The organism is Streptosporangium sp. CA-135522, assembly GCF_050949235.1.
Lineage (GTDB): Bacteria > Actinomycetota > Actinomycetes > Streptosporangiales > Streptosporangiaceae > Streptosporangium.
Window position 1 is genome coordinate 4,154,251 of the sequence record NZ_CP192026.1, and the last position, 19,270, is coordinate 4,173,520.

A 19,270-nucleotide genomic window follows, 5' to 3' on the forward strand; every position below is an offset into this window, starting at 1 on the left:
CGGTGCCCCGGACGAACGGCTGCCGGAGGCGGCCTCAGACATAGGAGGACCTAAGTGACAGCCAAGAGGATCGGGCAACCGCGGGCGATCGTGCTCGTGGTCGCCACCGGCCTCCTCGTCTCCGCGTGCGGCGGAGCGAAGGTCGGCGAGAGCACAGCCGCGTCGAGTGACGGCGGCCAGGGTGCGAACAAGCAGTGCGGCTCGGTGACCATCGCGGTCAACCCGTGGGTGGGATACGAGGCCAACGCGGCGGTGATCGCCCATGTGGCCGAGAAGAAGCTCGGGTGCAAGGTCACCAAGAAGGATCTGAAGGAAGAGGTGGCCTGGCAGGGGTTCGCCACGGGCCAGGTGGACGCGGTCGTGGAGAACTGGGCCCACGACGACCTGAAGAAGAAATACATCGAGGATCAGAAGGTCGCCGTTTCGGCGGGTCCGACGGGGAACAAGGGAGTCATCGGCTGGTACGTGCCGCCGTGGATGGCCGAGAAGTATCCCGACATCACCGACTGGAAGAACCTCAACAAGTACGCCGCCCTGTTCAAGAGCTCCGAGTCGGGAGGCAAGGGGCAGCTTCTGGACGGTGACCCGTCGTTCGTCACCAACGACGCGGCCCTGGTCAAGAACCTGAACCTGGACTACAAGGTCGTCTACGCGGGCAGCGAGGCGGCGCTCATCACCGGGTTCAGACAGGCCGAGAAGCAGAAGACCCCGATGATCGGGTACTTCTATGAGCCGCAGTGGTTCCTGTCCGAGGTGAAGCTGGTCAAGGTCAACCTGCCGAAGTACACCGAGGGCTGTGACGCCGACGCCGAGAAGGTGGCCTGCGACTATCCGCTCTACGAGCTCGACAAGATCGTGAGCAAGAAGTTCGCGGACTCGGGCAGCCCGGCGTACGAGCTGGTCAAGAACTTCACCTGGACCAACGACGACCAGAACACGGTGGCCAAGTACATCTCCGAGGACAAGATGACGGCCGAGGACGCGGCGGAGAAGTGGGTAAACGACAACCCCGACAAGGTGAAGGCCTGGCTGCCCGCCTCCTGAACGGTGCCGGCCCCGTCCTCGACGGGGTCCCCCTCGCCGGTGTTCCCTCCCATCGGGCACGGCACGGACGACTATGGCGTCCGTGCCGTGCCCGATGTCATGTTCCGTGTTCTTTCTGTACGGCTGGCCGATCTGACCTTTTTTAATCCTTGACAGCACGTCTCAGGGAGGAGAACCTGTTGCGAGAAGCGCACAGTGTTTCGGACTGCGCAACGACGGAGGTGTGTATGGCAGGCCAGCGCGTCGTCATCATCGGAGCCGGAGTCGTCGGGGCCGCCCTCGCGGACGAGCTCTCCGCGAGAGGCTGGGACGACATCACCGTGGTCGACCAGGGCGCCGTGCCGTCCACGGGCGGATCCTCCTCCCACGCGCCCGGGCTGGTCTTCCAGACCAACTCGTCCAAGACCATGACGGAGATGGCCCGCTACACCGTCGAGAAGTTCGTCTCCCTGGACTGCTTCCTCCAGGTGGGCGGCCTCGAGGTGGCCACCACGCCCGAGAGGCTCGTCGAGCTGCGCCGCCGCCACGGCTGGGTCACCGCCTGGGGCGTCGAGGCGCACCTGCTCACGCCCGCGGAGTGTGTGGAGCGGCACCCGCTGCTCGACCCCGATCGGATTCTGGGCGGGCTCTTCCTGCCCACCGACGGCCTGGCCAAGGCCGTGCGCGCCGTCGAGGCCCAGCTCCGGCTCGCCCAGGAGCGGGGCGTGCGGGTGCTGGAGCGGCACGAGGTGCTGGACATCCGCGTCGAGGACGACCGGGTCGTCGCCGTCGTCACCGACCAGGGTGAGATCCCGGCGGACCTGGTGGTGTGCTGCGCGGGCATCTGGGGTCCGAAGGTCGCGGGCATGGTGGGGATGTCGCTCCCGCTGACCCCGCTGGCGCACCAGCTCGCCTGGACCGGTCCCATTCCCGCGCTGAGCGGACAGACCGAGGAGGCCGTCCGGCCGATCCTGCGCCACCAGGACGCCGACCTTTACTACCGGGACCGGTTCGATCAGCTGGGCATCGGCTACTACGGCCACCGCCCCATGCCGATCCGCCCGGAGGAGATCCTCTCGATCGAGGCGGCCGAGGTGATGCCGTCGGTGACGCCGTTCACCGAGGACGACTTCGCCCCGGCGTGGACCGAGACCCGGTCGCTGCTGCCCTCGACGCAGGAAGCCAAGATCGAAGAGGGCATCAACGGCCTGTTCTCCTTCACCACCGACAACATGCCGCTGATGGGCGAGTCGCCCCAGGTGAAGGGCTTCTGGGTCGCCGAGGCCGTGTGGGTGACGCATTCGGCGGGTGTCGCGCGGGCCATGGCCGAATGGCTGGCGGACGGCTACTGCTCGTCCTTCGACCTGCACGAGTGCGACGTCAACCGGTTCGAGCCCCACCAGCTCGCCCCGGAGTACGTCCTGACCCGCGACTGCCAGAACTTCGTCGAGGTCTACGACATCATCCACCCGCTGCAGCCGCCGGAGAACCTGCGCCCGCTGCGCACCAGCCCGTTCCACGCGCGGCAGCGGGAGCTCGACGCGTTCTTCCTGGAGGCCGGCGGCTGGGAGCGTCCCCAGTGGTACGGCGCCAACGCCCGGCTGCTCGAAGGTCGGGACATCCCCCAGCCGAACGACTGGGCCTCCCGCTACTGGTCGCCGATCGTCGCCGCCGAGGCCCAGGCCTCCCGCGAGTCCGTCGCGATGTACGACATGACCGCGCTCAAGCGGATCGAGGTCAGCGGTCCCGGAGCCGCCGCCTTCCTGCAGCGGATCTCGACGGGCGACGTCGACAAGTCCGTCGGCTCGGTGACCTACTGCCTCCTGCTGAACGAAGACGGCGGCATCCGCAGCGACATCACCGTCGCCCGGATCGACCGGGACCTGTTCCAGGTCGGCGCCAACGGCAACCTCGACCTCGACTGGTTCCACCACCACCTCCCGTCCGACGGATCCGTCGTGGTCAGGGACATCACGAGCGGAACCTGCTGCATCGGGATCTGGGGCCCCCGCGCCCGCGACGTCGTGGCCCCGCTGGCCGGTCCCGACTTCGCCCAGGGCGGCTTCCGCTACTTCCGCGGGAAGCAGGGTCACGTCGGCACGGTGCCCGTCACCGCGCTGCGGCTGTCCTACGTCGGAGAGCTCGGCTGGGAGCTCTACACGACCGCCGACATGGGCGCCAAGCTGTGGGACACCCTCTGGGAGGCGGGACAGAGCCACGGGATCATCGCCGGTGGCCGCGGCGCCTTCAACAGCCTGCGGCTGGAGAAGGGCTACCGCTCCTTCGGCACCGACATGACCTACGAGCACGACCCCTACGAGGCCGGCCTCGGCTTCGCCGTACGCAAGGACGGCAAGGGCGACTTCATCGGCCGCGCGGCCCTGGAGGAGCGCCGCGCCGGGGTCGAGCGCCGGCTGACCTGCCTGACGATCGACGACCCCGCCTCCGTCGTCATGGGCAAGGAGCCCGTCTACGACGGCGACGACTGCGTCGGATACGTCACCAGCGCCGCCTACGGCTACACGATCGGCAAGGGCATCGCCTACGCCTGGTTGCCGGCCGGGCTGTCCGTCCCCGGGCAGGTGCTCCACATCGGCTACTTCGACCAGCGGGTCACCGCCGTCGTCGCGGAGGAGCCGCTCTACGACCCGGCGATGGAACGCCTGCGCGGCTAGGGCCAGGGAGGAGACCCGTGACCACACAGACCTCCGGCGGCGTGCAGAGCGCCGCCGCCCACGCCATCCCGTTCACCACCGTTGTCGAGACCGCAGAACGAGGTTTCCAATGAACGCATCCGAATCGCCGATGGACGCGCCGCTCGCCGAGGTCGACCCGGAGATCGCGGTCGCGATCGACGCCGAGCTGCGCCGCCAGCAGTCCACGCTGGAGATGATCGCGTCGGAGAACTTCGCTCCGGTGTCGGTCATGCTCGCCCAGGGTTCCGTGCTCACCAACAAGTACGCCGAGGGATATCCCGGCAGGCGCTACTACGGCGGTTGCGAGCATGTCGACGTCGTGGAGAGCCTGGCCATCGACAGGGTGAAGGCCCTGTTCGGCGCCGAGGCCGCCAACGTGCAGCCGCACTCGGGGGCGCAGGCCAACGCGGCGGCCATGGCAGCGCTGCTGGAGCCCGGGGACACCATTCTGGGCCTGGACCTGGCGCACGGCGGCCACCTCACCCACGGCATGCGCATCAACTTCTCCGGCAGGCTGTACAACGTCGTCGCCTACCACGTGCGGGAAAGCGACAGCCTCGTCGACATGGACGAGGTCGAAAGGCTCGCCAGGGAGCACCGGCCGAAGCTGATCATCGCGGGCTGGTCGGCCTACCCGCGCCAACTCGACTTCGCGGCCTTCCGGCGGATCGCCGACGAGGTCGGCGCCTACCTCATGGTGGACATGGCGCACTTCGCCGGCCTGGTGGCGGCCGGGCTGCACCCTTCCCCGGTGCCGCACGCCCACGTGGTGACGACCACGACGCACAAGACCCTCGGCGGGCCGCGGGGCGGGGTGATCCTGTCCACCGAGGACCTGGCTAAGAAGATCAACTCATCGGTGTTCCCCGGCCAGCAGGGCGGGCCGCTCGAACACGTCATCGCGGCGAAGGCGGTGTCCTTCAAGATCGCCGCGGGGGAGTGGTTCCGGGACCGCCAGCGCCGCACGCTCGAAGGAGCGCGGATCCTGTCGGACCGGCTGCTGGCGGCGGACACCGCGGCGGCCGGTGTCCGGGTGCTGTCCGGCGGCACGGACGTCCACCTGGTCCTGGTCGACCTGCGCGAATCCGAGCTGAACGGAAAAGAGGCGGAGGACCGGCTGCACACGGCCGGCATCACCGTCAACCGCAACGCCGTCCCCTTCGATCCCCGGCCGCCGATGGTCACCTCGGGCCTGCGGATCGGCACCCCGGCCCTGGCGACACGCGGGTTCCGGGCCCCGGACTTCTCGGAGGTCGCCGACATCATCGCGGAGACCCTGATCGGTGACGGCGGGGAAGCCACGCTGGCACATCTGCGCGGGCGGGTCGAGACCCTCGCCGCCAAGCACCCGCTCTACCCCGAGCTCCCCGAGCTCCACGGCCTCACGGAAGGAGCATGATGAGCGACGAGTTGCCCGAGCACCCCGACTGGCTGTGGAGCAGTCCCGAGCCGAAGGCCTCCTACGACGTGGTGATCGTCGGAGGGGGCGGCCACGGCCTGGCCACGGCCTACTACCTGGCCAAGAACCACGGGATCACCAACATCGCGGTGCTGGAGAAGGGGTGGCTGGCGGGCGGCAACATGGCCCGCAACACCACGATCATCCGGTCCAACTACCTGTGGGACGAGAGCGCCGGCATCTACGAGCATTCGCTGAAGCTGTGGGAGGGGCTTGAGGAGGACCTCGGCTACCCGATCCTGTTCAGCCAGCGCGGCGTGCTCAACCTCGCCCACAGCCTGCAGGACGTCCGCGAGAGCGTGCGCCGCGTCAACGCCAACCGGCTCAACGGCGTCGACGCCGAGTGGCTCGGCCCCGACGAGGTCAAAGAGGTCTGCCCGATCGTCAACGTCTCGCCCGACGTGCGCTATCCGGTGCTGGGCGCGACCTACCAGCCGCGGGCCGGGATCGCCAAACACGACTACGTCGCGTGGGGCTTCGCCCGCGCCGCCGCGGCGCTGGGCGTCGACCTGATCGAGCACTGCGAGGTCACCGGGATCGACGTCGCCGACGGGCGGGTGCAAGCCGTACAGACCACCAGGGGCCGCATCGCGGCCGGCAAGGTGGCGCTGTGCGCGGCCGGGCACTCCTCGGTCGTGGCGGGCATGGCGGGGCTGGAGCTTCCGGTGCAGAGCCATCCGCTGCAGGCGCTGGTCTCGGAGCTGCTGGAGCCCGTGCACCCGACGGTGGTCATGTCCAACGCCGTGCACGTCTACGTCAGCCAGGCGCACAAGGGCGAGCTGGTGATGGGAGCGGGCATCGACGCCTACAACTCCTACCGGCAGCGCGGCGCCTTCCACATCATCGAACGGCAGATGGCGGCCGCGCTGGAGCTGTTCCCCGTCTTCGCGCGGGCGCACGTGCTGCGGACCTGGGGCGGGGTGGTGGACGTCAGCCCGGACGCCTCGCCGATCGTCGGGCTCACCCCGGTGGACGAGCTGTACGTCAACTGCGGCTGGGGCACCGGCGGGTTCAAGGCCACGCCGGGAGTCGGGTGGTGCTACGCCCATACGATCGCCCACGGCGAGCCGCACCCGCTCAACGCCCCCTTCTCCCTCGAACGATTCACCACGGGCGCGCTCGTCGACGAGCACGGCGCCGCCGCGGTAGCCCACTGAAGGAGCCCCACCGATGCTGCTGATCCCATGTCCGTGGTGCGGGCCACGCGACGAGGCCGAGTTCCACTACGGCGGGCAGGCGCACGTCGCCTACCCCGACGACCCGGCCGCACTCTCCGACAACGAATGGGCCCGTTACCTGTTCTTCCGCGACAACCCCAAGGGGCCGTTCGCCGAACGGTGGAACCACACGGCCGGGTGCCGCCGCTGGTTCAACGTGGTCCGGGACACCGCCACCAACGAGATCCACGCCGTCTACCGCGCGGGTGAGCAAAGGCCGGTGATCGCATGAGCTCCCAGCGATTCCGCATGGACGGGCGTCAGGGCGAGGTGCTGCGGTTCCGGTTCGACGGCCGGGACTACGAGGGTCACCGCGGTGACACGCTCGCCGCGGCCCTGCTCGCCAACGGGGTGCGCACGGTGTCGACGAGCATCGCGCACAACCGGCCCCGGGGCGTTTTCGCCGCGTGGACCGAGGAGCCGAACGCGCTCGTCCAGATCGAGCATCCCTTCCCCGAGCCGATGCTCCAGGCCACCACCGTCGAGCTGTACGACGGGCTGGTGGCCAGGGGCCTGCCGGGAAAGGGCCGGCTGAGCGAGGACCCCGACCCGGCGCGCTACGACGGCGTGTACGCCCACTGCGACGTCCTGGTGATCGGCGCCGGACCCGCCGGGCTCTCCGCGGCGCTGTCCGCCGCCGGCTCGGGCGCCCGGGTGATCCTCGCCGACGACCGGCCCGTGGCCGGCGGCAGCCTGCCGGACACCATGGAGACGATCGACGGCCGCCCCGGCGCGGACTGGGTCGCCGCCGCGCTGACCGAGCTGGACGGCCACCCCGAGGTGCGCGTGCTGACCCGCACCAGCGTGTTCGGCCACTACGACGACAACTATCTGGTCGCGGTGGAGCGCCGCGGGGAGCGGGCGTCCTCCCGCGAGCGCGTCTGGCGCATCCGCGCCCGGCGCGTCGTGCTGGCGACCGGCGCGCACGAGCGGTCGATCGCCTTCGCCGGCAACGACCGGCCGGGTGTCATGCTCGCCGGCGCAGCCCGCGCCTACGTCAACCGGTACGGCGTACTGCCGGGCCGTCGCGCCGTGGTGTTCACCACCAACGACAGCGCCTACGCCGCGGCCCACGACCTGGCGGCCGCCGGCGTCGAGATCGCGGCCGTCGTCGACGCGCGGCGCGGCGGCGGCCCGGCCTGGGACGGAGCCGACGTGCTCGCCGGGCACCTCGTCACCGGGGTGGGCGGCCGGGAGGGCGTCTCCTCGGTGACCGTCTCCGGGGGGCGCGAGTTCGAGGCCGATCTGCTGCTCGTCTCGGGGGGCTGGAACCCCGTGGTCCACCTGTTCAGTCAGGCGGGCGGGCAGCTGCGCTACGACGAGGAGCTCGGCACGTTCCTCCCCGCGGCCGTCCGCCAGGCGGTGGAGGTCGCGGGGGCCGCGCGAGGGGTGTTCACCCTTGCCGGTTGCCTCACGGACGGAGCCGAGGCCGGAGCGCGGGCGGCGGAGTCGGCAGGCTTCCCGGCGGACCGCCGCAGGCCGGTTCCCCGCGCCGAGGAGGTCACGGCGACTCCCGCCGAGCATGTGTGGCTGGTGCCCGGGGAGGACTACCGCAGCCACTTCGTCGATCTGCAACGGGACGTGACCGTCGCCGACGTCATGCGGGCGACCGGAGCCGGGCTCCGGTCGGTCGAGCACGTCAAGCGCTACACCACCGCCGGGACCGCCCACGACCAGGGCAAGACCTCCGGGGTGCTGACCAGCGGGATCGTCGCCCACTTCCTCGGCGTGGACGTCGAGGAGCTCGGCACCACCACCTTCCGCGCGCCGTACACGCCGGTCAGCTTCGCCACCCTCGCCGGCCGCGACAGGGGAGCGCTGCACGACCCCGTCCGGGTCACCCCGCTGCACGACTGGCACGTGGCGCGTGGCGCCCTGTTCGAGAACGTCGGGCAGTGGAAGCGGCCCTGGTACTACCCCCGCCCGGGCGAGGACATGGAGGCCGCGGTCCTGCGGGAGTGCGCGGCCGTACGGCAGGGCGCGGGGGCGATGGACGCCTCCACGCTCGGCAAGATCGACGTCCAGGGGCCGGACGCCGCCGAGCTGCTCGACCGGCTCTACACCAACATGATGAGCACGCTCAAGGTCGGCGCGATCCGCTACGGGGTGATGTGCCGGCCCGACGGGATGGTCTTCGACGACGGGACGGTGATCCGCCTGGCGGAGGACCGTTTCCTGGTGACCACGACCACGGGCAACGCCGCCGCCGTCCTGGACTGGATGGAGGAATGGCTGCAGACCGAGTGGCCGTCCCTGAAGGTCTACTGCACCTCGGTCACCGAGCAGTGGGCGACCGTGGCGCTCGCCGGGCCCGGCTCGCGGGACGTGCTGGCCGCACTCGCCCCCGAGTTGGCCGTGGACAACGCGAGCTTCCCGTTCATGACCTGGCGGGACACCCGGGTGGCGGGCATCGAGGCGCGGGTGTGCCGGATCAGCTTCTCCGGCGAGCTGGCCTACGAGATCAACGTCAGCTCCTGGGACGGGCTCGCGCTGTGGAAGGCGGTCCAGGAGACCGGCGTCGTCACACCGTACGGGACCGAGACCATGCACGTGCTCCGGGCGGAGAAGGGCTATCCCATCGTCGGCCAGGACACCGACGGCACCGTCACCCCGGCCGACCTGGGCATGGACTGGGTGGTGTCCAAGAAGAAGGCCGACTTCGTCGGCAAGCGGTCCTACGCGCGTGCCGACGCGCTCAGGGCCGACCGCAAGCACCTGGTCGGCCTGCTACCGGTCGATCCGGGGCGTCTGCTGCCAGAGGGCGCCCACCTGGTGGCCGGCGACCGGTTGCCCGAGCCGCCGGTCCCGATGCTCGGTCACGTCACCTCCAGCTACCGCAGCGCGGCGCTCGGGCGGACCTTCGCGCTCGCCCTGGTAAGCGGCGGGCGCGAGCGCGTCGGCGAGCGACTCTACGTGCCGGTCGGGGACGACCTGGTTCCCGTCACGGTCACCCATCACGTCCTCTACGATCCCGAGGGAGCACGCCGCGATGGCTGAGCGACTGAGTCCGCTGACCCGGTTCGAGCCGGTGTCGAGCGACGACCTGTGCATCCTGGAAGTGCCGTTCCTCATCCAGATCAACCTGCGGGTGGACGCCAAGAGCCCCGCGGCCGGCGACATCGGGCTCGCCCTCGGCACGCCGCTGCCCACGGAGCCCGGCACGTACGCGAGCGCGGAAGCCGACGTGCTGTGGCTCGGCCCCGACGAGTGGCTGGTCGTCGCCGAGCCCGGCGGGGAGGAGAATCTGCAGGCCCGGCTGCGGGCCGCGGCCGGGACCGAGCACGTCGCGGTCACCGACGTCTCGGCGCAGCGGACCGCCCTGCTCGTGGCCGGACCCCGGGCACGCGACCTGCTGGCCCACGGCTGCGCGCTCGACCTGCACCCCCGCCTCTTCGGTCCCGGCCGGTGCGCCCAGACCACGCTGGCCCGTGCCCAGGTCCTGCTCGCCGCCCACGAGGGTGAGGAGTTCATGGTGTTCGTGCGTTCGTCGTTCGCCGGCTACCTCGCCGACTGGCTGCTCGACGCGGCAGCCGAATACCTTCCGCCACGAAACGGATCAGACGGATGACCGTCAGCGTCTTCGACCTGTTCAAGGTCGGGATCGGTCCATCCAGCTCCCACACGGTCGGGCCGATGCGCGCCGCCGGGCTCTTCGTCGAGGGCCTGGCACGAGACGGCCTGCTCGAAGCGACGGCCGAGATCCGGGTGCAGCTGTTCGGCTCGCTCGGCGCGACGGGACACGGGCACGGCAGCCCCAAGGCGGTGCTGCTCGGCCTGGAGGGGGAGGCTCCCGAGACGGTCGACACGGACGGCATCGACACGGTGCTGCGGCGGATCCGCGAGACCGCGACCGTGCGGCTGCTGGGAAAGCACGAGATCCGCTTCACAGAGGACGACCATCTCGTCATGCATCGGCGGCAGAGGCTGCCCTACCACTCCAACGGCATGCTCTTCACCTCCTACGACTCGACCGGTGAGCGGACGCGCGAACGCACGTACTACTCGGTGGGCGGCGGGTTCGTGGTGGACGAGTCGGCGACCGGCGCCGACCGGATCGTGCCCGACGCCACCCCGGTGCGATATCCCTTCGGCACGGGCGCCGAACTGCTCGCGCACACAAGGGCCACCGGCCTGCCGATCAGCGCGATCATGATGGAGAACGAGAAGGCGTGGCGTGGCGAGGGGGAGATACGCGACCGGTTGCTCGACATCTGGCGGGTGATGCGCCAGTGCGTGGAGCGCGGTTCGACCCGCGAGGGAACGCTGCCCGGCGGGCTGAAGGTACGCCGCCGGGCAGCCGCGCTGCGCCAGGCGCTGGAGAGCCGGGCGGACTCCGCCGACCCGCTGCGCGCCATCGAGTGGGTCACGCTGTCCGCCCTCGCGGTCAACGAGGAGAACGCCGTCGGCGGCCGGGTGGTGACGGCGCCGACCAACGGGGCGGCGGGCATCGTGCCCGCCGTGCTGGGCTACTACACCCGGTTCGTGCCGGGCGCCGACGACGACGGCGTGGTGCGGTTCCTGCTGACGGCCGGTGCGATCGGCGTGCTGTTCAAGGAGAACGCCTCCATCTCGGGAGCCGAGGTCGGCTGCCAGGGAGAGGTCGGCTCCGCCTGCTCCATGGCCGCGGGGGGACTCGCGGAGGTCATCGGAGGCACCCCGGAACAGGTGGAGAACGCCGCCGAGATCGGCATGGAGCACAATCTCGGCCTGACCTGTGACCCGGTGGGCGGTCTGGTGCAGATCCCCTGCATCGAGCGCAACGCGGTCGCGTCGGTGAAGGCCATCACCGCGGCGCGCATGGCCCTGCACGGGGACGGCGCCCACCACGTGTCCCTCGACCAGGTCATCAAGACGATGCGCGAGACCGGCGCCGACATGAAGGTCAAGTACAAGGAGACCGCCCGCGGAGGCCTCGCGGTCAACGTCATCGAATGCTGAGCGTTCCCCTTCCGCCCGTCGCTCAGCCGCCGGCCGGGTGGTCCTCATCGAGCCACTTCTCGAACATGGGGCCGGCGAGGACGGCGTTCGGGCCGGGTAGCAGGCCGCCGCCCTCGAAAAGGTCACGGTCGAGGTCGGCCGGGTCCTAGCCGAGCATGCGGGCGAAGGCGTCGGGGGTGACGATCGGGATGCCGTAGTCGCGAGCCTTGCGGGCCTTGGTGGACAGGCTGTCGGGGTCGGCGGCGACCAGGAGCCGGACCTTCTTGGTGATGTAGCCGTGCGGGACGTAGCCCGCCTGGAGGGCACGCCACTCCCAGTCGTCGCGGGGACCGTCCATCTCGCCGGTGAAGACCACCAGGTCGCCCGGGGTCAGGCTGAAGCGCGTGAAATCCGGCGGCGAGCCGGCGATCGCTCCGCTCAGCGCCCGCTCCGCCGACTCGGCGGACAGGCCGAGGAGGGTCGCGACGAGCTCCAGTTCGTGCCTGCCGTCCTCGGTGACGAGGCCGTCGGCCAGGGCGGCCCGCGCCAGGGCGGCGAGATAGTCCAGGTGCAGCCGTTCCACCTCGCTCCGCCCGAGTTCGAGGACGGCGGCGAGCCGGACGAGGGCGTCGGCCTCCGACACCGAGATGTGGTGGTCCAGGAGCACCTGGTCGAGCAGGGTGAGATAGGCGGTCGCGGCCTCGGATCCGGGCCTGGAACCGAGCCCTGAACCGGACGCGGAGCCGGGTTCTGAATCGGATACGGAGCCGGGTCCGGAATCAAGCGCGGAGCCGGGCCCGTAATCGGGTACGGAGCCGGGTCCGTGATCGGGCGCGGTGGCGGTGCCGGAATCGGGCCGCGCCGGTGCCGGCGGCCGGTGGGCGATCCTGGTCAGGAAGTGCGGGTCGCGCGCGGCCGCCACGCCGCGCCGTACCCAGGCGGCCCCCGAATCGCCGAGCAGAGGCCAGGCGGAGTCGCGGGCGGTGTCGAACAGCGGCTCCCACGGGGCCGCCTGGCCGGCGGTCGCCAGGTAGTGGCGTAGCAGCCCGGCGGCGGCGCGGGCGTCGGCCAGAGCCTCGTGGTGGTCGTCGAGGGGGATTCCTGCCCTGGCGCAGCAGGCGGCCAGGCTTCTGGGCGCCCCGGGCAGGAACTCGGCCGACCACGCCATCGTGCAGACTCCCGCCGTGCGGTCGAGCGGGGTGTCCAGGCCCATGCGGCCGAACTCGTGGGAGACGAAGCTCACGTCGAAGGGGAGATTGTGAGCGGCCACGACCCTGCCGTCGAGCCGCTCGGCGACCGCGCCCGCGATCTCCTCGAACGCCGGGGCGTGCCGGATGTCGGCGGCGGTGATGCCGTGGATGTGCTGGGGGCCGAGATCGCGCCCGGGGTTGATCAAGGTCACCCACTCGCCGGTGACCGCGCCCGCGAGGTCCAGGTGCACGATCCCGATCTCGATCATCCGGTCGTTCCACGAGGGCCGCAGGCCGGTCGTCTCGACGTCGATGACCGCGTAGCCGTGCGGCCGGCCCGTCCCGGGCATCACCCTCCTTCGGGGTGGAGTCGCCCGAGGGCGACGCCTCCGCGAGAGGATACCTCCGAGGACACGCGCCTTCGCAAGCCGGTGCCTTCGCGAGACGGCACTCTTACGAGGCGGTGCCTTCACGAGACGGTGCTCTTCTGAGGCGGCGCTCCTACGAGACGATGCCTTTACGAGAGGGCGCCTTCGCGAGAACGGCGTCCGGCTGAGATCCCATGAGATGGTGCCGCCGCAAGGCGAGCGGGGCGCGCCGCCCGCCGGTCGGCCGCCGGTCGGCGGCATGGCCCGGCCTGGGCGGGACGCCTGATCCGGGCGAGCTCAGCCGCCGCTCTTGCGGCGGAAGGAACGCTTGCCCCCGACCGGGCCGTGAGCACCGTGGATCTTCGAGGAGTTCTTCCCCTTGCCACCGGCGTTCGCGTCCGTCTGGGCGGTTTTCTTACGCTCCAGGGCCTCGCGGAACTTGCGCTTCAGCTCGTCCTCGGAACTCTGGGGCTCCGGCGTGACGTCAGACATACGGACCTCCTGATCTGGGCGGGTAGTCCACTCCGACCAACCGGCTCATCATCCTCTCACGTCCTAAATAGAGATTCGGTTTGGCAGGAAATATGCAAGACTCTTATCTAAGTAGGATAGCCCTCCGAAGGGTCTCCGAGCGAGGTCGAGAGGTGCAATGAGACAGGAGAGCGGCGACGCGTCCCTGCTCCGCAAGCTGAACTCGGCGGCGATCCTGCGGATCCTGCGCGGCGGGGAGGTGGTGACCCTCACCGAGCTCGCCCGGGCCGCACGGGTGTCGCGGCCCACGGCCGAGGGGATCGTCGAGGACCTGCTCGCCAAGCAATGGGCCGAGGAGTGCGCCGAGGAGCCGGGTGATCGCCAGCGTGGCAGACCGGCGCGGCGCTTCCGCTTCCACGGGACGGCCGGTCACGTGATCGGCGTGGACGTCGGCGGATACAAACTGCTCTCCATGACCGCCGACCTCAACGGGGAGATCCTCGCCACCCGCAAGGTCGCGGTCTCCCCGGAGCTGCCCGCGGCCGAGCGGCTCAAGGCCATCGTCGCGCTCGTCGAGGAGAGCATCGTCGACAGCAGGAAGCTGGCGGCGGTCGCGGTCGGCACCACCGGGGTCGTCGACGAGGCGGGGCGGGTGGTCAAGAGCGTGGCCATCCCGGAGTGGACCGGTGTCGAGCTCCAGGCCGAGCTGGCGCGCCGGATCCCGGTGCCGGTCCTGGTGGAGAACGACATGCGTCTGGCCGTGCTCGCCGAGCACTGGCGGGGCGTCGCCAAGGGGTATCGCGACGTCGTCTACCTGTTCACCGGCAACAGGATCGGCCTGGGCCTGCTGATCGGCGGGGCCCTGCATCGGGGCAGCCACGCGGCCTCGGGGGAGATCGGCGACCAGTCGAGCGGCTACCGGCTGGCCTTCCGCAACGTGATCGACTACGCCATGACGGTCGATCCCGGGGAACTGCGCTCTCCGGGGCAGTCGGCCGAGTTCGCCGTCGCGCGGGCACGTGAGGGGGATGAGACGGCGGCGCAGGCGGTGGAGGCGTTCGCCCTCCGCCTGGCCGAGGGGCTGGTCACCATCGTCAACCCGCTCGACCCCGAGCTGGTCGTGGTCGGCGGCGGCCTGTCCCAGGCGGGCCCGTTGCTCGTCGAGCCCATCCAGCGGCATCTGAACCGGGTCACCCTCTACCCGCCGGAGGTCGTGGCCTCCCGGCTCGGCGGCGACTCCGTGGCGCTGGGCGCGGTACGGCTGGCCCTCGACCATCTCGACCGGACGCTGTTCACCGCGACGGCCTGAGCCCCCGGGTCCGATCCGGACGGCCCTCGAGCCCGATCCGGCCACGGGGGCATTTTTTATGCAAACAGGTTTCGTAAACGGGGTCAGATCTGTCCGGCGGCGAAGTACGCCGCCAGGTCGGGGGAGACGGGCGGGACCTCGCGGGGCGTCGAGCCGTCCCGCAGGGACTCGGTGGCGTAGACCCCCGCCGCGATGCTGTCGCGGGCGGCCACGGGGGAGGTGTCGGTCGGGCCTCCCTCGACGGCGAATCGGACGAACTCGCTGATCAGGCCCTCGTCCGCACCACCGTGACCTCCGGTGCCCGCGGTGACCGGCACCTGGAGGTCGCCCACCGGGTCGTAGTCGCGCCGCCCGCTGTTCCAGACCCGGACGACGGCGTGCTCCCCGTGGTCGCCGAAGTTCTCCAGGCGGCCGGCCGTGCCGATGACGGTGTAGTTGCGCCAGTAGTCGGGGGTGTAGTGGCACTGCTCATAGCTGGCGTGAACGCCGTTCTCCAGCCTCATGTGAACCATGGACAGATCTTCCACGTCCACCACCGGGTTCAGACCGTGCTGGGCGAGCGGCGGCCAGTTGGTCGCCGGGCTGAACCAGTCCGTGGGCAGCCCCTCGGAACGGTCGGTGACCTGCCCGTAGACCGTCAGCCCGCCCATGCCGGTGACCCGTGTCGTCCTCGCTCCGGCCAGCCAGTGGATGACGTCGATGTCGTGGGCGCCCTTCTGCAGCAGCAGCCCGGTCGTGTTGCGCCGGTCGGCGTGCCAGTCCTTGAAGTAGTAGTCACCGCCATGCCCGACGAAGTGCCGGCACCAGACGGCCTTGACCTCGCCGATCGCACCGTCCATGATCAGCTGCCGCATGGTCCGGACGACCGGCATGTGCCGCATGTTGTGTCCCACGTACAGCCGGGTGCCATGGTCGCGAGCGGTGCGCAGGATCAGGTCGCAGTCCTCGACCGTGACCGCGAGCGGCTTCTCCACCAGTGTCGTCTTGCCCGCCTTCAACGCGGCGACGGCCAGCTCCACATGCGTGTGATCAGGGGTGAGGATCATCACCGCGTCCACGTCGTCGGTCAGGAGCTCCCCGAAATCGGACGTATCCTGCAGGTCAGGGCCGATCTCGGCGCGGGCGCGCTCCCGGGCGGCGGGATCGGGGTCGCACAGGGCCACCACCCGGCTGCCGTTGCCCGGGCGGTGCGCTTCCAGGGCCAGTGACCTCCTCAGGCCGTATCCCGCTACTCCGATGCGGAGGTCGTTCCTCACAGTCGCTCCTGTTCGCCACGCTTCTGCTCACTCTTGCTCCATTTACCCTAGTTATTTTCATAAATGGGCGCTAGCCTCCGTACTCACTCGTACAGGTTCAACAGATAAGGGACGAGATGACCAGGAAGGTGTGGGCGCTTCTCTGCGCCGGAGCGCTCGTGACGGCTGCCGCGGGATGCTCCTCCTCCGGGAGTGGCGACTCCGGGGGCAAGGTCACGCTCAGCTATGGCATCTGGGACAAGAACCAGAAGCCCGCGATGGAGAAGATCGCTCAGGAGTTCGGCAAGACCCACCCTGGCATCACGGTCAAAGTCGAGCTGACCCCGGGTTCCAAGGACTACTGGACCAAGCTGCAGACCTCGGCCGCCGGTGGCAGCGCACCCGACGTGTTCTGGATGAACGGTCCTCGGGTCGGCCTGTGGGCCTCCCAGGGGGCCCTGCTGCCCCTGTCCGACCGCATCGCCAAGGACGGCTTCGACACCACGAAGTTCCCCGAGTCCCTCAACAGCCTGTACACCCTCGGCGGCAAGCAGTACGGCGTTCCCAAGGACTTCGACACCATCGGCCTCTGGTACAACAAGAACCTGTTCGACAAGGCCGGGGTGAAGTATCCCGACGCCTCGTGGACCTGGGACGACGTCCGCACGGCGGCCAAGAAGCTGACGGACTCCGGCAAGGGCGTGTACGGCATCGCGGCCCCCGCCTGGTCCCAGGAGCTCTACTACAACACGATCTACCAGGCCGGCGGATACGTGATCTCCCCGGACGGCAAGAAGTCCGGCTTCGACGACCCGGCCAGCATCGAGGGGCTGCGCTTCTGGGTGGACATCATCAACAAGGACAAGTCCTCCCCGACGATCCAGCAGCTGGAGGACACCGACCCGATCCAGATGTTCCAGAACGGCAAGACCGCCATGTTCTACGACGGCTCCTACGACGCCATCGCCTACAACCAGACCGAGGGCCTCAACGCCGACGTCGTCCCGCTGCCGGCCGGTCCCAAGAAGAAGGCAGTGATCATTCACGGCCTCGCCAACGTGGTCTACGCCAAGTCCAAGCACCCCGACGAGGCCTGGGAGTTCGTCAAGTTCCTCGGCGGCGAGCAGGCCAACAAGATCCAGGCCGAGACCGGGACGGTCATCCCCGCCTACAACGGGCTCCAGGACACGTGGGTGAAGTCCATGCCCAAGCTCAAGCTGCAGTCCTACATCGACCAGGTGCCCGACGCGGTGCCGTACCCGAGGTCGATGAACACCTCCGTCTGGTCCACCAAGGAGACCGAGCTCATCGCGCAGGCGTTCGCCGGGACCAAGGACCTCGACGCGACGGCCAAGGAGTTGGCCGCGTTCATGAACGACGCACTGGCCAAGGAATGAGCGTCGTCGAGAGGGCGGCCGCCACGAAGGCGGCCGCCCGCCCCGTGTCCCGCCGCCGGCTGCGCGACCGCGAGTGGTTCTGGGGCTACCTGATGATCGCGCCGCTCACCCTCGGGCTGGGCGTGTTCTACCTGTGGCCGGTCCTGCAGTCGGTCTACTACAGCTTCACCGAGTGGACCCTGTTCGGCGACAGTTCCTGGGTGGGACCGGACAACTACACCCGGCTCCTGAGCGATCCCGAGGTCGGTAGGGCGCTGTGGAACACCTTCCTGGTCGCGGTGTTCGGTCTGCTGGTCATCCCGCTCTCGATCGTGGTGGCCGCGCTGCTCAACACCCGGGGCCTGAGGCTGGTGTCGCTCTACCGCACGCTGTACTTCCTGCCGGTGGTCACCATGCCCGCGGCGGTGGCGCTGATCTGGCGCTGGCTCTACAACGGCCAGTACGGCCTGATCAACTACCTGCTCTCCCTGGTGGGCATCACCGGCAAGTCATGGATCTCCGACCCGTCCACCGCGCTCTACGCGGTGATGGTGGTCTTCGTCTGGATGTTCCTCGGCTACTTCACGGTGATCTTCATGGCCGGCCTGCAGGGCATCCCGGGCCACCTCTACGAGGCGGCCGCCATCGACGGCGCCGGGCGGTTCCGGCAGTTCTTCCAGATCACCCTCCCGCTGCTCACCCCGACCGTGTTCTTCTCCAGCGTGCTGATGGTCATGAACGGCTTGCAGATGTTCGACCTGCTCTACCTGATGTTCGGCAAGAACAGCCCGGCCTGGGCGGACAACAAGACGATCGTGCTGCTCTTCTACAACAAGGCCTTCGAGGAGGGCGCCAAGGGGTACGGCGCGGCGATCGCGGTCGTGCTCATGGCGATCACCCTGGCGATCACGGCGATCCAGTTCCGCTTGCAGAAGAGGTGGGTGCACTATGCGTAACGGTCGGCTCTGGCCGGTGCATCTCGTGCTGGCCGTCGGCGCCGCGGCGATGGTGATCCCCTTCTTCTGGGAGGTGCTCACCTCCCTGAAGACCTTCACCGAGTCGACGCGGGTCCCGCCGACGTGGATCCCGTCCTTCCAGTGGTCGAACTTCACCCGGGTGCTGGACAGCACGCCCTTCGCCCAGCAGTTCGGCAACACCGTGGTGATGACCGTCGTGCGGACCCTGGCGCAGCTGCTGTTCTGCTCGCTGGCGGCCTACGCCTTCGCCCGGCTGCGCTTCCCGGGCAGGAACGTCATCTTCGTGCTCCTGCTGTCGGTGCTGATGGTCCCCGACCAGCTGTTCCTGATCCCGCAGTACCAGATCATCAAGGGCCTGGACCTGCTGAACACCCTGCCGGGTCTCTTCCTGCCGGGCATGTTCAGCGCGTTCGGCACCTTCATGCTGCGGCAGTTCTTCATGAGCCTGCCCGGCGAGATCGAGGAGGCGGCCAGGCTGGACGGCGCCAACCCGCTGCGGATCTTCTGGAGCGTGATGCTGCCGCTGGCCAGGCCGGGCCTGCTCGCCTTCGGCGTGCTGACCGTGCTGTGGTCGTGGAAGGACCTGATGTGGCCGCTGGTGGTCAACACCGATCCGGAGAAGATGACGCTCTCGGCCGGTCTGGCCGCGCTCCACGGTGAGCACGTCACCGAGTATCCGGTGCTCATGGCGGGATCACTGATGGCGACCCTGCCGATCATCGTGGTCTTCGTCGTGCTGCAGAAACAGCTGATCCAGGGAATCGCCTTCACCGGGTCGAAGTGACGGCACGCCGGAGCGGGGCGGGCGGCCTCGTCGGGAGCGGGGTGACCTAGTGCAGGCCCAGAGCCATCAGCAGCAGCAGGCCGGCGAGGTGGCCGATGACCACGAACACGATGACGAACAGGAAGATGAACTTCGCCGGTCCGTGCTCGAAGTGCTTGCCCTCCGCGAGCGACGGGCGTCCGGCCTCCCGCTCGGCGATCCGCTCTTCGATCGGCTTGCGGTTGAACATGGAACTCCTTAGGGCAAAG

General features: G+C 69.6%; 16 protein-coding genes. 12 read left to right on the forward strand and 4 right to left on the reverse strand.

What is annotated here, in order from left to right:
* Positions 1–54 precede the first annotated feature (54 nt).
* The 8 genes from ACQPYK_RS19215 to ACQPYK_RS19250 all read left to right on the forward strand — a co-directional run bounded on the left by ACQPYK_RS19215 (position 55) and on the right by ACQPYK_RS19250 (position 11,333).
* Positions 55–1,044, forward strand: a complete 990-nt coding sequence (locus ACQPYK_RS19215; RefSeq protein ID WP_433257022.1) for an ABC transporter substrate-binding protein — start codon at positions 55–57, stop codon at positions 1,042–1,044.
* A 227-nt stretch (positions 1,045–1,271) separates the two neighbouring features.
* Positions 1,272–3,698, forward strand: a complete 2,427-nt coding sequence (locus tag ACQPYK_RS19220; RefSeq protein ID WP_433257024.1) for a GcvT family protein — start codon at positions 1,272–1,274, stop codon at positions 3,696–3,698.
* 109 nt (positions 3,699–3,807) lie between these two features.
* Entirely contained in the window at positions 3,808–5,118 is a 1,311-nt protein-coding gene (glyA, locus tag ACQPYK_RS19225) for a serine hydroxymethyltransferase (RefSeq protein WP_433257026.1), read from the forward strand.
* Positions 5,118–6,335, forward strand: a complete 1,218-nt coding sequence (locus tag ACQPYK_RS19230; protein ID WP_433257028.1) for a sarcosine oxidase subunit beta family protein — start codon at positions 5,118–5,120, stop codon at positions 6,333–6,335. The genes glyA and ACQPYK_RS19230 overlap by 1 nt, the downstream gene beginning before the upstream one ends.
* A gap of 13 nt (positions 6,336–6,348) precedes the next feature.
* Positions 6,349–6,627, forward strand: a complete 279-nt coding sequence (locus ACQPYK_RS19235; RefSeq protein WP_433257030.1) for a sarcosine oxidase subunit delta — start codon at positions 6,349–6,351, stop codon at positions 6,625–6,627.
* On the forward strand, positions 6,624–9,392 hold the full coding sequence (locus ACQPYK_RS19240; RefSeq protein WP_433257032.1) for a 2Fe-2S iron-sulfur cluster-binding protein: 2,769 nt from the start codon (positions 6,624–6,626) through the stop codon (positions 9,390–9,392). The genes ACQPYK_RS19235 and ACQPYK_RS19240 overlap by 4 nt, the downstream gene beginning before the upstream one ends.
* A complete protein-coding gene (locus ACQPYK_RS19245) occupies positions 9,385–9,963 on the forward strand; it encodes a sarcosine oxidase subunit gamma (RefSeq protein WP_433257034.1) in 579 nt (192 codons plus the stop codon). Before ACQPYK_RS19240 ends, ACQPYK_RS19245 begins: the two co-directional genes overlap by 8 nt.
* On the forward strand, positions 9,960–11,333 hold the full coding sequence (locus ACQPYK_RS19250) for an L-serine ammonia-lyase (protein WP_433257035.1): 1,374 nt from the start codon (positions 9,960–9,962) through the stop codon (positions 11,331–11,333). The genes ACQPYK_RS19245 and ACQPYK_RS19250 overlap by 4 nt, the downstream gene beginning before the upstream one ends.
* Before the next feature lie 145 nt (positions 11,334–11,478).
* On the opposite strand, the gene ACQPYK_RS19255 is transcribed toward ACQPYK_RS19250, so the two are convergent.
* On the reverse strand, positions 11,479–12,852 hold the full coding sequence (locus ACQPYK_RS19255) for an exonuclease domain-containing protein (RefSeq protein WP_433257036.1): 1,374 nt from the start codon (positions 12,850–12,852) through the stop codon (positions 11,479–11,481).
* Positions 12,853–13,167: 315 nt separating this feature from the next.
* A complete protein-coding gene (locus tag ACQPYK_RS19260; RefSeq protein ID WP_433257038.1) occupies positions 13,168–13,362 on the reverse strand; it encodes a DUF5302 domain-containing protein in 195 nt (64 codons plus the stop codon).
* 157 nt (positions 13,363–13,519) lie between these two features.
* On the opposite strand from ACQPYK_RS19260, the gene ACQPYK_RS19265 reads away from it, so the two are divergent.
* Positions 13,520–14,650, forward strand: a complete 1,131-nt coding sequence (locus tag ACQPYK_RS19265) for an ROK family protein (protein ID WP_433257039.1) — start codon at positions 13,520–13,522, stop codon at positions 14,648–14,650.
* Between the two features lie 83 nt (positions 14,651–14,733).
* Here ACQPYK_RS19265 and ACQPYK_RS19270 read toward each other — a convergent pair whose 3' ends face one another.
* The gene (locus tag ACQPYK_RS19270; RefSeq protein WP_433257040.1) at positions 14,734–15,906 is read right to left on the reverse strand and encodes a Gfo/Idh/MocA family protein; all 1,173 of its coding nucleotides are present in this window, start codon (positions 15,904–15,906) and stop codon (positions 14,734–14,736) included.
* 116 nt (positions 15,907–16,022) lie between these two features.
* Here ACQPYK_RS19270 and ACQPYK_RS19275 point away from each other — a divergent pair, with 116 nt between their 5' ends.
* Genes ACQPYK_RS19275 through ACQPYK_RS19285 form a run of 3 tightly spaced genes read left to right on the forward strand, consistent with a single transcriptional unit; the run spans position 16,023 to position 19,022 of the window.
* Positions 16,023–17,282, forward strand: a complete 1,260-nt coding sequence (locus ACQPYK_RS19275; protein WP_433257042.1) for an ABC transporter substrate-binding protein — start codon at positions 16,023–16,025, stop codon at positions 17,280–17,282.
* Entirely contained in the window at positions 17,279–18,217 is a 939-nt protein-coding gene (locus ACQPYK_RS19280) for a carbohydrate ABC transporter permease (protein WP_433257044.1), read from the forward strand. Before ACQPYK_RS19275 ends, ACQPYK_RS19280 begins: the two co-directional genes overlap by 4 nt.
* On the forward strand, positions 18,210–19,022 hold the full coding sequence (locus tag ACQPYK_RS19285) for a carbohydrate ABC transporter permease (protein WP_433257046.1): 813 nt from the start codon (positions 18,210–18,212) through the stop codon (positions 19,020–19,022). Before ACQPYK_RS19280 ends, ACQPYK_RS19285 begins: the two co-directional genes overlap by 8 nt.
* A 46-nt stretch (positions 19,023–19,068) precedes the next feature.
* Here the strand turns inward: ACQPYK_RS19285 and ACQPYK_RS19290 are convergent, their stop codons facing one another.
* On the reverse strand, positions 19,069–19,251 hold the full coding sequence (locus tag ACQPYK_RS19290; protein WP_433257048.1) for a hypothetical protein: 183 nt from the start codon (positions 19,249–19,251) through the stop codon (positions 19,069–19,071).
* Between the last annotated feature and the right edge of the window lie 19 nt (positions 19,252–19,270).